Source organism: Sodalis sp. RH14 (assembly GCF_047324285.1).
GTDB lineage: Bacteria > Pseudomonadota > Gammaproteobacteria > Enterobacterales > Enterobacteriaceae > Acerihabitans.
The window spans coordinates 1,936,087-1,951,566 of record NZ_CP178739.1 but is presented as its reverse complement, the minus strand read 5'-3'; the positions used below and the strand labels follow the sequence as shown (position 1 = coordinate 1,951,566).

The 15,480-nt window shown below is 55.8% G+C and carries 13 protein-coding genes; 3 read left to right on the top strand and 10 right to left on the bottom strand.

What is annotated here, in order from left to right; translation table 11 throughout:
- Positions 1-111 precede the first annotated feature (111 nt).
- The 3 genes from ACL2XQ_RS08685 to ACL2XQ_RS08675 all read right to left on the bottom strand — a co-directional run bounded on the left by ACL2XQ_RS08685 (position 112) and on the right by ACL2XQ_RS08675 (position 4,997).
- Entirely contained in the window at positions 112-3,201 is a 3,090-nt protein-coding gene (locus tag ACL2XQ_RS08685) for an efflux RND transporter permease subunit (protein WP_413740281.1), read from the bottom strand.
- Positions 3,198-4,307, bottom strand: coding sequence for an efflux RND transporter periplasmic adaptor subunit (locus ACL2XQ_RS08680; RefSeq protein WP_413740280.1), 1,110 nt, complete (start codon positions 4,305-4,307; stop codon positions 3,198-3,200). Before ACL2XQ_RS08680 ends, ACL2XQ_RS08685 begins: the two co-directional genes overlap by 4 nt.
- 75 nt (positions 4,308-4,382) lie before the next feature.
- Positions 4,383-4,997: a TetR/AcrR family transcriptional regulator gene (locus ACL2XQ_RS08675; RefSeq protein WP_413740279.1), complete on the bottom strand. Its 615-nt coding sequence runs from the start codon at positions 4,995-4,997 to the stop codon at positions 4,383-4,385.
- 89 nt (positions 4,998-5,086) lie between these two features.
- Here ACL2XQ_RS08675 and ACL2XQ_RS08670 point away from each other — a divergent pair, with 89 nt between their 5' ends.
- The 3 genes from ACL2XQ_RS08670 (at position 5,087) to ACL2XQ_RS08660 (ending at position 8,066) form a co-directional block, all read left to right on the top strand.
- A complete protein-coding gene (locus tag ACL2XQ_RS08670) occupies positions 5,087-6,544 on the top strand; it encodes an efflux transporter outer membrane subunit (protein WP_413740278.1) in 1,458 nt (485 codons plus the stop codon).
- 103 nt (positions 6,545-6,647) lie between these two features.
- A complete protein-coding gene (locus ACL2XQ_RS08665) occupies positions 6,648-7,133 on the top strand; it encodes an NAD(P)-binding domain-containing protein (protein WP_413740277.1) in 486 nt (161 codons plus the stop codon).
- A gap of 147 nt (positions 7,134-7,280) precedes the next feature.
- Complete coding sequence (locus tag ACL2XQ_RS08660) at positions 7,281-8,066, top strand: SDR family NAD(P)-dependent oxidoreductase (RefSeq protein WP_413740276.1); 786 nt, start codon at positions 7,281-7,283, stop codon at positions 8,064-8,066.
- A 433-nt stretch (positions 8,067-8,499) separates the two neighbouring features.
- Here ACL2XQ_RS08660 and ACL2XQ_RS08655 read toward each other — a convergent pair whose 3' ends face one another.
- From ACL2XQ_RS08655 to ACL2XQ_RS08625, 7 genes are all read right to left on the bottom strand, one after another.
- Positions 8,500-9,411 carry an ROK family protein gene (locus ACL2XQ_RS08655; protein WP_413740275.1) on the bottom strand — a complete coding sequence of 304 codons (912 nt, stop codon included), beginning with the start codon at positions 9,409-9,411 and terminating at the stop codon, positions 8,500-8,502.
- A 73-nt stretch (positions 9,412-9,484) separates the two neighbouring features.
- Entirely contained in the window at positions 9,485-10,345 is an 861-nt protein-coding gene (locus ACL2XQ_RS08650) for a ketose-bisphosphate aldolase (protein WP_413740274.1), read from the bottom strand.
- A 95-nt stretch (positions 10,346-10,440) separates the two neighbouring features.
- A complete protein-coding gene (locus ACL2XQ_RS08645) occupies positions 10,441-11,292 on the bottom strand; it encodes a class II fructose-bisphosphate aldolase (RefSeq protein WP_413740273.1) in 852 nt (283 codons plus the stop codon).
- A gap of 12 nt (positions 11,293-11,304) precedes the next feature.
- Positions 11,305-12,396, bottom strand: coding sequence for a PTS fructose transporter subunit IIC (locus ACL2XQ_RS08640; protein ID WP_413740272.1), 1,092 nt, complete (start codon positions 12,394-12,396; stop codon positions 11,305-11,307).
- 26 nt (positions 12,397-12,422) lie between these two features.
- On the bottom strand, positions 12,423-12,737 hold the full coding sequence (locus tag ACL2XQ_RS08635) for a PTS fructose transporter subunit IIB (protein WP_413740271.1): 315 nt from the start codon (positions 12,735-12,737) through the stop codon (positions 12,423-12,425).
- 23 nt (positions 12,738-12,760) lie between these two features.
- Positions 12,761-13,231 carry a PTS sugar transporter subunit IIA gene (locus ACL2XQ_RS08630; protein ID WP_413740270.1) on the bottom strand — a complete coding sequence of 157 codons (471 nt, stop codon included), beginning with the start codon at positions 13,229-13,231 and terminating at the stop codon, positions 12,761-12,763.
- Between the two features lie 25 nt (positions 13,232-13,256).
- Complete coding sequence (locus ACL2XQ_RS08625) at positions 13,257-14,822, bottom strand: BglG family transcription antiterminator (protein WP_413740511.1); 1,566 nt, start codon at positions 14,820-14,822, stop codon at positions 13,257-13,259.
- Positions 14,823-15,480 lie beyond the last annotated feature (658 nt).

Here is a 15,480-nt window from a genome sequence, read left to right as displayed (position 1 = left end):
GCGGCGACCTCAAGCCGCTGGTTTTCTTGCGTTCTTTGAGGAGAATAAACCGCTTGGATCCTCATCATTTCATCTATTGCCCGTCGTGCCAGGGGCCCCATGCAGTCTGTATTACGTCGTAGATTTGTTTTCAGCGGACGCCTGTTGATCGGGACGTATTCTAAACCAGATGGTATACATTGCGGGCAGGAAGACCAGCGTGATAATGGTGCCGCCAAGCGTCCCGCCAATCAGGGTATACGCCAGCGTTCCCCAGAACACCGAGTGCGTCAGGGGTATAAACGCCAGAATGGCCGCCATCGCCGTTAGCAATACCGGTCGGGCTCGCTGCACCGTCGCCTCGACTACCGCATGGAATGGCGCCAGCCCTTCCCGCTCGTTGTGATGGATCTGCCCTATCAGGATCAGGGTATTGCGCATCAAAATGCCCGACAGCGCGATCAACCCCACAAGCGCATTGATACCAAAAGGTTTATCGAAGAGCAGCAGCGTTGGCACCACCCCAATCAACCCCAGTGGCGCGGTGAGGAATACCATCACCATCGCCGACATTGACCGCACCTGGAGGATGATGATCAGCAGCGTCATGGCCACCATGATCGGGAACAGCGGCGCCATTGCTTTGGTGGCTTTGCCAGATTCTTCGATCGGGCCAGCCTGTTCAATACGATATCCGGCCGGTAGTGTGCCGATGACGGGCTGTAACCGTTTCAGAATCGCCGTAGAGACATCCGGCGGTTGCAGGTGGTTGGCGATATCACCGCGCACGGTAATGGTGGGGGTACGATCACGACGACGCAGGACAGGATCTTCCATTCGCACCTCGACATCGCCTATCTGCGACAGCGGGACACGCTGACCGGCAGCACCCACTAACGTAAAGCCGGCTATTTTTGCAGGATCGAGACGGATATCCCCCGCGGCGCGTCCCATGACCTGGACTGAACGGATGTCTTCACGCACCGACGTGATGGGTACGCCGGAGAGCAGGAACTGCAGCTGCTGAGCGACGGTATTCGATGTCAATCCCACCGCCTGCAGGCGATCCTGAGCGAGCGTAAAATGCAGCGTCGGCACCCGCGGACCCCAGTCGGTGTTGACGGTCCTCATCATCGGGCTGGCCTGCATCACCGTTTCCACCTGGTCTGCGATCTCGCGCAGTTTGGTGGGATCTGGCCCCATGACACGGTAAGCTACCGGATAAGGTGAATACGGACCAAACACCAGTTGAGTCACGCGCACGCGCGCCTCAGGAGCCAACCCGCCGGCGGCCGCGTCACGGAGTCGAAACTTGAGCGTCTCACGCGCCTCCTGACTGTCCGTCAGCACGACAATTTTCGCAAACGACGGATCGGGCAGCTCTGGCGCCATGGCCAGATAAAAACGCGGCGAACCCTGCCCGATGTAGGACGTGACGATTTTTGCCTCTTTTTGCTTTTTCAACCAGTCCTCGATTTTCGCCGTTGCGGCGCTGGTCTGCTCAATAGAGGTGCCATAAGGCATCTGTACTTCTACCAGCACCTCCGGCCGGTCGGAGGGGGGGAAAAATTGTTTTTTCACCAGCCCCATACCGAGGATAGCGACAGTAAAGACGGCGATAACGGTACCGGCCACGATCCATTTTCGCGCGATGACGCGGGTCAGCACGCGGCGAAAGCGGTTGTAATGACGCGTGTCGTAGATGGCCGCGTGTCCACCCTCGACCGTTTTGATCTCTGGCAGCATTTTCACGCCCAGATAAGGCGTAAACACCACCGCCACCACCCAGGAAGCAATCAGGGCGATACCCACTATCCAGAACATATTGCTGGTGTATTCACCGGCGGTGGACTGCGCAAACCCATTGGGCATAAACCCGACGGCCGTGACCAGCGTGCCGGCAAGCATGGGGGCGGCCGTATGGCTCCAGGCATAGGCCGAAGCTTTGATGCGGTCGTAGCCCTCCTCCATCTTCACCACCATCATTTCGATGGCGATGATGGCATCATCCACCAGTAATCCCAGCGCCAGGATCAGGGAACCCAGCGTAATGCGGTCAAAGTTTTTGCCGGAAGCCTCCATCACCACAAAAACCACAGCCAGCGTCAGCGGCACCGCAGCGGCGACCACCACCCCCACCCGCCAGCCCATGCTGACGAAGCAGACCACCATCACCACGAGCAGCGCGACAAAGAATTTGATCATGAACTCGTCAACGGCGGAGCTGATGTTGACTGACTGATCGGTAACCTTCGTCAGCGTCATGCCCAGTGGCATGCCCTTATTGATGTTAGCCGTTTCCGCATCCAGCGCTTTACCCAGATCCAGACCGTTCCACCCCTCACGCATAACGATACCCAGCAGTAGTGCCGGTTCGCCCTGGTTTCTGACCATGAAGGTCGCCGGATCTTCGTAACCCCGTTCAACGGTTGCCACGTCCGAAAGCTGCAGCGTCCTGCCCTGAACGACGATGGGCGTTTTGCGGATTTTCTCCAGTTTGTCAAAGGCGCCATCCAGACGGATAAAGATCTGCGGTCCGCTGGTGTCAATGGAACCGGCTGGCGTCAGTACGTTCTGGCCGTTGAGGGCGGCGAAAATATCCTGAGGAGAAATGCCCAGCGTAGCCAGGCGGTCATGCGAGAAGGAGACAAAGATGCGCTCGGCCTGCTCGCCAATAATATTGACCTTCTTAACCCCCGGCACATGCAGAAGACGCTGGCGCAGCGATTCCGCGTCGCGGACCAGCAGCCGCTGCGGCTCCCCTTTCGCCTTCAGCGCAAAGAGTGCAAAGGTCACGTCGGAAAATTCATCATTGACCATCGGCCCGATGACGCCTGCCGGCAGGTTCTTTGTTTCATCACCGAGCTTCTTACGCGCCTGATAAAATTCTTCCTGAACCTGTGAAGGCGGCGTGCTGTCCTGAAGCGATAGCATGGTGAACGCCAGACCCGGACGCGTATAAGTCTCACTACGGTCATACCACTTGAGCTCCTGCATACGTTTTTCAAGCGGTTCGGCCACCTGATCCTGCATTTCCTGCGCTGTCGCACCCGGCCAGGCGGAAATAATCGTCATCTGTTTTACGGTAAACGGGGGATCTTCTGCCCGCCCCAGTGCAAAGAACGACAGAATACCGGCGATCGTAATCAGGATAATCAGGAATAAGGTAATGGATCGCTCGCGAACGGCCAGCGCCGAGAGATTAAAGCGCCCGCTACTCATGGCTTACTCCCCGCAACGCTGTCATCGCCTTGCTGCGCCGTGCGTACGGTTTCACCGTCATGCAGCAAGTGCGCCCCCAGAGCGATCACCTGTTCACCCGGCTTCAGACTCCCGGTCACCCTTGCAGCGTCATCCCCAAGGCCGAGCACCTGAACCGGTCGCCAGGACACCCTTGCGGGCTGACCGGAAATGCCCCAGACGCCCGGCCCTTTACCAGGATCATAGAGTGCCGCTAAGGGCACCTGCATGACCGGCAGCGTAGTTTTGTCTTCGGCAATGTGAAGCGTCACGGTAGAACCCAGCGGGGCATTAGCCAGCGCGCCCTCCAGCACATATCTCGCCTCAAAGGTGCGCGTCACCGGGTCAGCCGCATCGGAAAGAAGGCGAAGTTTTGCCGCAACCTGCTGATTACCGGTGCCGTATAGCGTTGCCTGTGCCTCGCTGCCCGGCGCAGGTCTTAGCGTCTCAGGTAACTGTACGATGGCCTCGCGCTGGCCCGCCCTGGCCAGCCGGATGACAGGCTGCCCGGCGCTGACCACCTGACCCGGTTCAGCCAGCGTATCCATGACCACCCCATCGGCGTCGGCCAGCAACACGGCATAACCCGTCGCGTTTTGCGCCACATTAGCCTGAGCCTGGGCAGCGCTGAGCTCAGCTTTAGCAGTATCTGCCGCGGCCTTTATCTGATCGTAGGCCGATGCGGAAACGGCACCGGCAGCGACCAGACCACGGTAACGGGCTGCGTCATCAGCAGTTTGTCTGGCGCGCGCGCGCGCAGCCGCGACAGCCTGTTGCTGCGCCTGGGCCTGCAGGCCCAGGTCCACGGGATCCAGACGCATCAGCGGCTGACCGCGTTTAACGGCCTGACCGGCATCCACCAGACGTTCGAGAATTTTTCCCTGTACCCTGAAGCCGAGATCGCTTTGAATACGGGCGACAACAACGCCGGTGAATGCGCGGGAGACGTCGACGGCGCTCACCACGGTCGCAGCCCTGACCAGAGGAGGCTGAGTACGTGGATCGTCGGCGCCGGTAGTGTCGCCGCATGCCGCCAGGGCAAGCGGCAGCAGGCAAACAGCTAAGGTGGCGGGTTTAAGCCTGAGCATGGGTTCCCTTAATGAAGTCAACAGGACAGTAACCCCATTCTCAGACTAGTGACCAATAATGTCAATAGTCACAATTTAAGGCGAGAGACTTCTCAGTATGAGTGAGGACAAAAGTGCAGCGGCCGCCGGGGCCGTCTCCAGGTTGTATTGCAGTTGTACCGGACTGATATAAGGCCGCATGACCAGATATATCGCATGGGCAGCCTCATCGAGCGGCGTTTTCCGTTCAAATTCGCCCATAAGCCGCCCTTCCTGAATGATCTGCTGAATGAGTTGCCGCAAACGTTCTTCATGCCTTTCAGCGGAAGGCCACTTATCCTGCGCTGCCACAGCCGCGATGTCATAGAGCTTGCGATCGTGAAAAAATAAATCGCTGCCGGCTTCAGTGAGCGCCCTGAACAGGCGCCTTAACTTTTCGGATGCCGTCGGCGCCCCGGCGATCGCTGAATTGACAATCGCCATGATCATGTCCAGCCGGTTAGAGCAGATCACCTCGCCGATTGCCTGCTTGGAATCAAAAAACTTATAAATATAAGCCTTTGAAAAACCAATTGCTTTAGCCAGGTCTGACACGGTGGTTTTCTCATAGCCGAAATGCCCGAAGTGCTCCGTGGCGGCTTCCACGACCTGATCCCGGACGCTGTGGTCCGAAGGTCCCCGTGGGGGATGTACAGTTGTGTGTTTTGTCATTTTTCCAGCTTAGCTCAATAGCCCCTGATTGACAACACGTGACCATTTGGTAATGTAGTCACAATACAAAATTGACTCAAGGCATACCAATGTTCCTCCTGCGTACTCTTGCCCTGGCGGTAAGTACCGGCTTACTGGCAGGTTGTGCCGTCGGGCCGGATTATCATCGTCCCGATGCACCGCTTTCAAAGCAATTTTTTTCTCAGCCTGCCGTGACGCAGGGAGATGTATCCCGCCCCGCCAGTTTTGCTGTCTGGTGGGAAGGTTTTAACGACCCCCTGTTAAGTACGTTCGTGTCTGACGCGCTCGCCCAGAATCTCGATCTCGCTCAGGCAACGGCCAGAATGGCACAGGCCCGCGCCGGGCTTGGCGCGGCAACCGCTGCCCTCCTGCCTTCCGGTAACGTCAGCGGACAGGCCGCGCGGGCGTATCAGTCGGTCGAAACGCCGCTGGGCCAGGTCCTCAGCTCAACGCCGGATTATAATCGCTACGGCAACAGCTATGAAACCGATTTGAATGCCAGCTGGGAGATTGACATTTTTGGGGGGCTGCGACGCGGTCGCCAGGCCGCGCTGGCTGATTATCAGGCCTCCGAGGCAGGCGTTACCGCGGCCCGCCTTGCCGTTGCGGCCCAGACCGCTGATATCTATATCACCCTGCGCGGGTTACAGGCCCGGCTGGCCATCGCGAATAAGCGGATCAGCACGCAACAGGCGCTGCTGGAGAAAGTGCGACTGCTCCACAATAAAGGACTGGCTCCCGAGTATCAGGTGCGCCAGACCGAAGGGGCACTGGCACAGGTTCAGGCTACCGTGCCGGTTCTCCGGACAGGCATTGATACCGCGATGAATGCATTAGACGTTATGCTTGGCACGCCGCCCGGCACCCATCGCACCCAGTTGGCTACGCAGGAGGCCATTCCGCAGGCTCCGCAGATCACCGCAACGGGCACACCTGCCGACCTGCTGCGCCGCAGACCCGATATTATCGTGGCGGAGCGCCATCTGGCGGCCTCCAATGCACGTATAGGCGCCGCCGTCAGTGAGTACTATCCGACGTTTTCACTCAGTGCATTACTCGGCAGCGCAACGGCCATATCCGGCGACAATCTATTCTCCAGCGGTGCCAGCCAGTCGGCAGGAATACTGGGACTACGCTGGCGGCTCTTCGACTTTGGCCGTATCAACGCCCAGATAGACCAGGCGAAAGGCCAGGAAGCGGAGGCGCTCGCCGCCTACCGTCTTTCGGTGTTACGCGCCACTGAAGATGTTGAAAATGCCTTCTCCGCTCTGGTCAACCGTGAAACGCAGACCGGCTTGCTGATGAGCGGTGAAAACGCCCTGGCAAGCGCTCGCCAGTCGTCTTTTATCGCCTACCAGCAAGGGACGGCGAGTCTGATTGATGTTCTCCATGATGATGAAACTCTGCTGCAGGCTTCCGACACCCGTGCGCAGGCTCAGACTGAGTCTGCCCGCGCCGCTGTCGCCGCGTTCAGGGCGCTCGGAGGAGGCTGGCAGCCGCCAGCAACCCAAACGGAGACGCCATGAGATGCAGCCTATTTTCAGGGACCCGATTGCATTTACCGCCGCAGAGGTGGCCCACTTTTACCGCTGATAACACAGCGTAAAGATACTGATAGCCGGGGGCGTCATGAGCAGGATAGGGATTCTTGGTGTAGATGCGTTATCCGAAAAAATAATAACAGCATTATTTCTGGCCGTGCCCGACCTGCAGGTATTTCTCTCGCCCGGAAACGGTGAGCGGGCTCAAAGGCTGGCAAGGGCATTCCCATGCTGGACCTTGGACGATCATCAGGCGGTAACAGATGAAGTTGAAATCATCATTCTCAGCGTTGCCCCCCACGCTTTAGCGGATATGGCAAAGCGGCTGAAAATGCGCAGTACACAGACATTAATTTCTCTGGTACCGGATGTTTCCTGTCAGACCCTGCGCGCTTTGTTCCGACATTCTGACTGCGTCAGGATAAGGCTGGCTTATGGCGAAGAAATCGATAAACCGATAGTGTTCCTGACAAACGCCAGTGAAAAAACACAGCGTTTTTGTTCCCTGCTGGGCCAGGCCTGCGTAATGACTAACGATGCGGAATTTGATTTTTTGGCCGGTATTCAGCCGTAGATGACCAGTGAGGGATATGTAGGGTTTCACGGCAATGACAAAGTACAGCCTTTATTAAAGAAAATAGCACCGGCCAATAACGTAACCGTACGCGGTGAACGCAATAGCTTCCGGCACACCTTACACGACGCAACTGGAGTGATTAACATGACAACCATCAATATGGAATGGGTACTTATTACCGGGGCCTCCGGCGGATTTGGTGAAGAGTTTGCGCGTCAGTTTGCCGCTCAGGGAAAATCGCTCATTCTGGTGGCACGGCGACTGACTAAGCTTGAATCTATGGCACAGGAATTACGCGAAAGTTACAAAATTGAAGTTATCGTTGAACAGGTAGATCTATCCGATATGTTTGCTATCAGCGATCTGCACAGTCGATTAAAGGAACGAAATATTGTGGTTGATACTCTTATTAATAATGCTGGCCAAGGTTTACAGGGCGGCTTTCTGGATCAACCACTCAATGAGACGCTGGACATGATTAATCTGGATATCGTGAGTGTGACAGCCATCACACGGCTCTTTGCTGAGGATATGAGAACCCGGCGCAACGGCCATATTTTGATGGTCGCCAGCCTGTTGTCTTATCAGGGCGTAAAAAATTTTGCTGTTTACTCTGCGGCAAAAGCTTATGTACTCCGGTTTTCTGATGCCCTGCACCGTGAGCTGATAGGCGACGGTATCACTGTCACCGCACTTTGCCCGGGAATGTCTGATACCGGTTTTGCCACAACAGCCAGACAGAAACTCACCCCCGCATTAAAACGTGTGATGATGCAGCCTAAACCCGTGGTAGCAGCAGGCATCCGGGCACTTCAGGCCGGACGTATGAGCATTGTTCCCGGTGTGGGGAATAAAGCGATAACATTACTGACCTGGGCTACGCCACGCTGGTTGCATCAGGCCATCATGGCCCGGGTGATGGGCGTATAAACGTGCCTGCGGCGTTGTAATCAGAGAGCAGAACACGAAAACAGAGTCAGTAGTCCAACAGATAATTTTATCTGCAAGCAATCGGGCATCTCGCCTTGTTGCTTGATGACCGTTATTACATGCTCTGTTCACCCCTTTACCGGCATGTATTCGATCATGATAAAGCGGCACAGTCGCACCGAACAGCAACAACATATTGATGCATGGCAGCACAGCGGATTAGCTAAACAGCATTATGGTGAACAGCAGGCTATAACTATCCGTAATTTTTAGTACTGGCTGAATAACGTTAATAATACCGATACCGCGCCCGCCGCATCGCCATTTATTCCCGCCCGGCGTATTTCCGTCGACGTTAATCGTTGCGCGGTAGTGGCATTCAATCTGCCGAATATCCGCCCGCAGGTTAGCTGTGAGCACTGCGACATCGTGGTCAGCGCGTCGCGTCGCGGCCAAGCCAGGCTGCGCCGCGCACCCCGCTGCTGTCGCCATGCGTCGCCGGTACGATTTGGGTGGTAAAACGATCGGTAAATACATAACGGGCCACGCGTGCCTCCAGATCCGTACGCTGCGCCAGGGCATTCGACAGCCCGCCGCCCAGCACGATCGCGCCGGGATCGACCAGATTGCAGACGGCGGCCAGCACCCGGGCCAATTGGTCGAGGTAGCGCTCGAAATGCCGCGCCGCCGCGGCATCGCCCTGGGCCGCCAAGGCTATAATCTCGCGCGCGGTGGCCCTGACGCCCATTGATACGTAGTAGCGATGCGCAAAACCGGTGCCGGAAATAAAGGATTCCGCGCAGTTTTGCTGCCCGCAATAACAGCGTGCCTCGGCGCCGTCCGTACGCACAGAAAAGCCCGGCAGCGGGATATGGCCGCATTCGGCGGCATTGCCGTTATGGCCGGCAATTATCCGCTTATCGATCACCAGCCCTCCGCCGCACCCGGTGCCAAGGGTGATGCCAAACACAATGTCATGGCGTCGGCCTGCCCCGTCCACAGCCTCCGACAGAGCGAAACAATTGCCGTCGTTGCCGATGGCGACGGGCTGGCCGAGACATTGGTGTAAATCCCGCAGCAAGGGTTGCCCGTTGAGCGGCAGAATATTGGAGTTTTTAATCAGGCCGCTCAGTGGCGAAACGCCGCCGGGCAAAGCGATGCCCACCGACATCGGCGCGCCGAAACGCCGTTTAAGCGACGCGATATGCTGGCTGAGATGGGATAAAAATTGCTGATAGCTGTCTTTTTGCGTCGCGGCCCGGTGGCGGTATAATTCCGCCCCCTGTGCGTCAAGCACCAGGGTTTCGGTTTTGGTGCCGCCGATATCCAGTCCCAGATGTCTCATGGTGGCGTCCCGTCGATAATAAAAGGGTTCCAGGGCAGGCGTTCGGGCAGGCGTCGGCCGCCTGCCCGGGGAATTAATACAGCGCGGCTTTACCGGTGGAGCCGAATAAGGACATTTTATAGCGAATCACCTCCTTAGCCGCTGCGATAGGTTCCGGATAAATAGCGTTGGGGTCCCACCAGGTTTCGCGGCTCAGCACCTCGCGGGCTTTTTTAAAATAGGCGAACTTCATATCGCTGGAAATATTGATCTTGCCGACGCCGAGCGTCACCGCTTCGGCTATTTCGGCGTCGGGGTTGGCGGACCCGCCGTGCAGCACCAGCGGAATAGCCACGCGCTGCGAAATATCCCGCAGAATATGCATTTGCAGTTCCGGCTTCAAATCTTTGGGATAGATACCGTGCGCGGTGCCGATCGCCACCGCCAGCGAGTCGATGCCGGTGCGTTTGACGAAATCCTCCGCCTGCGCCGGCTCGGTATAAATGACCTTGCTGACGCCGCCTTCCACCGAAGTACCGGTGTCGCCGATAGTGCCCAGTTCGCCCTCCACCGATACCCCCACCGCGTGTGCCAATTTCACCACTTCCGCGGTCAGCGCCACATTTTCTTCATAGGGCAGCAGCGAACCGTCGATCATCACCGAGGTGAAACCACACTGAATCGCCCGCATCACGTGGGCGATAGAGGCGCCATGATCGAGATGAATCACAAAGGGCACCGGGCTGCGCAGGGTTCTTTCCCGCACATAGGCAAAAAACGTATCAGTCACAAATTCCAGCTCGCTGGGGTGAATGGAAATAATCGCCGGCGTATTGCTGGCTTCAGCCTCCTCCACCACCGCCCGGATAAAACAGCTGTCGGCTACGTTGAACGCGCCGATGGCAAAACGGTGCTCGCGGGTCGGTTTAAGCATTTCGTGCATGGAAATCAACATCGTTATTCTCCTGTAAACGTTTAATTTGGGGTAAAGCTTCCCCGCACCGGTGAATATCGCCGGTGTGAACTGCGAAAATCAGATGGCGATCGGGGTCAGGCTTGGTTTACCGACCCCGACCAGGTGAGATACTCGGACACCACCTCCCGACAGGCGGATTCCATGACCGCCAGCACATCCGCCAATTCGGCGGCGGGATGCTGTTTCAGGGCCTGTTGCAGGGCGGTTTTGCCGGCATCGAATACCGCGGCGCCGACGTTAATCTTGGCCACGCCGTGCCGGCTGACGCGGCGGATATCCTCGGCCCGGGTGCCGCTGCCGCCGTGCAGCGCCAGAGGAACGGACGATGCGCCGTGCAGCGCCGCCAGGTGGTCGAAATCAATGGTCGGCGTCACCCCCTGGGGATAAATACCGTGCGCGGTGCCCACCGATACCGCCAGCAAATCGATGCCGGTCCGGGTGATAAAGGGCGCCACGTCTTCCAACCGGGTCATTTTCACCGCGGCATTGGCCAGGTCATACACCGGCGCATCGGCGATATGGCCCAATTCCCCTTCCACGCACACCCCATCGGTGGCCGCCATGCGCACCACCCGCCCCGTGTGGCGGATGTTATCCGCGAGCGGCTGGCTTGACGCGTCGATCATCAACCCGGTAAAACCGGCGCGAAATGCCTGGCCGATCAAACTGAAATCCTTGCCGTGATCCAGGCTCAACGCCACCGGCACCGCGGCCCGCTGCACCAGCGCATTGACCAGCGGCGTGGCGACCCGCGGCGGGAAATGGCCGCAATGGCCCTGATAGACGTTCAATATCAGCGGCGCATGGCGCTGTTCGGCGGCGGCGATCGCCGCCCGGGCGGTTTCCAGGTTAAAACAGTTAATCGCCAACACGGCGTAGTGCCGCTGATAAGCATCGTTAATCAGGGTTTTCATTGAGCTGTACATAAGGTCTCCCGTTTATTCGAGGGTGAATTTAATGTCTTCGTCGCGTACGCCGCGATCTTCCACATCGTCAAATTCTTCATCCGCCTGGGTGACGGGCTTTTTAATCAGCGAGAGCATGACGCCGCATACCACCGTGCCGATGCCCAGCGCCAGGCAGAACATCAGGGGTTTGGTAAATAGCGGCACCACGAACAGGCCGCCATGGGGGACCGGCGCTTCCACGCCCCACACCATAATCAGTCCGCCGGCCAGCATCGAGGCGACCACGCAGCTGGCCACCACCCGCAGCAAATCCCGCGCGGCGATGGGGATGACGCCTTCGGTAATCATGCAGATTCCCATTGGGAACGCCGCTTTCAGCGCCTCTTTTTCCGCCCGGGTATATTTATTGCGGGTCAGCAGGAAAGAGAGCGTGATACCGAACGGCGGAATAATGGAACCGACAAACTTCACCGCCTCCGGGCCATAGATGCCGTCGACCAGCATGCCGTCGGCAAACAGCGACATGGTTTTATTGACCGGCCCGCCGAAATCGAAGGTGGCCATGGCGCCGAGGATGGCCCCCATCATAAATTTCGAGCCGCCCTGCATGGATTCCAGTAAATGGATCAGGGTTTTTTGTAGCCAGATAATCGGTTGGCCGATAAAGGTCATCATCAGCAGGCCGGCGATAAGGGTGCTGAGCACCGGCAGGATCATCACCGGCATCAGGCCCTGCATCGACGGGGGCAGCTTGATGGTTTTACGCAATAGCAGCACGGTGTAACCAACTAAAAAACCGCCTAAAATACCGCCGATGAAACCGGTCTGGATCTGGCCGCAGATAAAACCGACGATCAGGCCCGGGGCAAAGCCCGGCCGGTCGGCGATGGAGTACGCGATGGCGGCGCTGATAAGCGGCACGATCAGGCCCATGCCCCAGCCGCCGATTTGATTCAACATCCAGGCGAAACTGCCGGTTTTATGCGCCACGTCGGTTCCGCCGATGACCTGGCCGAGGGCGATGCAAATGCCGGCGGCGACAATCAGCGGAATCATCCAGGAAATACCGGTAAGCAAATGCCCCTTTATCTCCTGGCCAAGTTGACTTTGGTTGTTTTTCATTACGTTTGTCCCGAAAAAATTAATAGTCAGGCGCGTTCCAATGAATTCGCCACTTTTTCCAGAAATTTAGCCGGGGACTTAATCACAACGTCGGTTTTCACCCGAACGACCGGTTTTCCTTTAAACCGCTCCTCGCCTTTAATTTTGATATCTACAGCCAATATAACAACATCGGCGGCGGAAATTTCCTCGGCGGTTAATTCGTTTTCGGTACCTATGGTGCCTTGGGTTTCAACCTTAATATCGTAATTTAGCGCCTTGGCGCCTTTAAATAACTTCTCACGGGCGATATACGTATGAGCAATCCCCGCCGTACAGGCGGCTACACAAACTATTTTCATTTTGTGCCTCGTCTTAATAAGGGTTAACAGAGGTCTGTTTCTGCGTATTGACTGAACAGTCGGATAATATTATCGGGATTGGTCTCGCTTAACAGCCGAGCAATCACCTCATCATCGGCCAGCGCGCTGGCAACCTGAGACAGCAGGCGGATATGCGTGGTATTTTGATCTTCCAGACGCACGGCAAAAAGAATAATGCAGCGGACCTGGCTGCCATCCAGTGTTTCCCAGGGAATATCCCCGCACGTACGCCCGATGGCCAGCGTCGTCTGTTTTACCGCCGAGGATTTGCCATGGGGGATGGCGATATGATTCTCAAAGCCGGTTGAGCCTTCCGCCTCGCGCAACCAGACATCACGGATAAATTCTTCTTTAGAGACAATGACGCCGTCGTCATACAGCACTTCAGTCAACTCCTGAATCACTTCTTCTTTATTTTTGGCGGTCATGGTTAATTTAACGCGATTAGCATTGAGAATTTTCGTAATGTCCATCTACTTCACCTCGAATGATGAAAAATTAATGTTCAGCTGCGGAAAACTGTCCCACCGCCTGATGCAGTTTACTGACTATCACTTTATCGGTGACGCGCCTGATGTCATCGTCATTAAAAAAAGCCGAAACATAAATTATCGGAATTTTTTGTTCTTCCAGATGAATAGTGGAAATAATCAAATCAATTTCTTCCTGCTGGCTAAAAGCCAGCATATTACTGGCGGACACCACGCCGACAATGGTCCAGTAAGGGAACGCGCGCAGGATGCGGCTTTTTAATAGATGCGAAGTGCCGACACCGCTGGAACACACCACCAGAATGCGCTTGCTGGCGATCTGCCGCTCCATCGCCGCCTGGAAATGCACCGTCAAATAACCCACTTCATCGCCGGCTATGGGTTGCAGCTGATTGCCACGGGAGAGTTGCTCAGTAGCGAGACCGGTAATGTGATAAATATCATGCAATTCGTTTTTGATATCATCTAATAGCGGGTTGCGGATGCGAATATCGTATTTGAGCCGATTAAGCAGCGGGCGAATATGGATAAGCAGCCCGTCATACAGTAATTTGTCGGTACGTAAATCAACACTGATTAAATCAGAAAAAATAGCGATCAGGCTCATGGTCAAACGCCGGGATTCGCCATCAAAGAATTGATTCCTGACGGCGGGATGATCGGCGCGCTCTTCCATGACAATGCCGGATGAGATGATATATTGATAAATAAACCATACCTCGTCCGACGGCAGGCGGTTGCCCGCCCGCCGTTCAATTTGCCGGATCATCTTTTGCGCGATAGCGAAAATATGCCGATCCACCTGTTGGGATACTTTATCATCGCCCAGCATCAGGGCATTGCCCAGCGCCATGCGATGCATCATGATCAGGATATGGGTAAAAATATTAATATAATAAGGCTCCCCCAGCGGATACGAGAGCTGCAGTTCCATATCCTGCAATAGCTGCTGGACGAAATCGACATCGTCTGCGCCGAAATAGTGGGTTAACGCCCGGTGACTGCCTGGATCGAGACGCGAATGATTCATGCTGCCCGGTTCTTTGTGGTTCATCACGCCGTTAATCAGCGACACTATCGCCCGGCGCACGTTACTTTCGCTGCCTTCGATATGGGTGCCGCTTTGGCTGCGGATCAATGTCAGTCCCAGCGGCCGTATCCAGCTTTCAATCAGCTTTAAATCATTGACAATCGACGCGCTGCTGATGAAATAGCGTTCGGACAACTTGCTGATGGAGGTTTCACGCGGCATGTCGCTGAGCAGCTGGGAAGCGATTTTCACCCGACGCGTGTTATTGACCAGGGCATCGAATCCCTCATCGTCAAACACAATCTGTTGGTCGAGCAAGATCCGGCACTGTTCGTCGTCGGCGGTCAATATGATACCGGCGCCGACTTTTCTTTCCGGGTAGATATTCCAGGCCGCCAGGTAGGATTCAACATACTGCATATCGCGCTGGACGGTTTTTTCGGACACCTCCAGATATTCCGCAATGTGTTTAATAGTGACGTGTTCTTGGCGTTGCAGTAGGTATTTTAATAATCTATTTTGTCGCGAGGTAAGTGGTTGCATCATATTACCCTTTCATTTTGCGTCAAATTTACTGGTGATTATTTTTTAAGCCTGCGGTTAAAAATCCTCTGTGATTCGTCATTGCCAGAGGAGCATTACAGCCAATCAATGATTATGAATATAGTGGCCCTGGAAAATAACAACAATACTAAAGCTTGTCCGCCTGGTTGGACAATTTTAAAACATCATGCCCCAGGGGTTATTAATTGCGGGTGAGATCACATATTGAATGAGAATATTATTGTGATGCCGATCTCGTTTGTGTTTTCGAACGAGTATTATCGGTCACAGCTTCCCGCATGCTGTGGGTGTTTCGCTGGTGACGCTGCCGGGCTATTGTGATTATGCATTCGCCAGTTCGATACTGAACCGCCCGCTGGTGTTGGCGCCGCTGGTGGGCTGGATGCCCGGCGATATTAACGCGGGCATTCTTATGGCGCCAGCCTGGAACGGGTATTTATGGGCGAGGCGACCCTCGGTACCGCGACGCCTCCTGATACCTGGGCTTTCTGCTTTCGACGCTATTTCATACCTCGATTCTGGGCATCGCCTTATTGGGCGCCATTATCGCGCTGGCTATGACGCAAAACGGCGCCAAGCCCAATAAAAATAACCCTATCGACGATGGTGGGGAGATTAGCATTTATGAGTAACCAGT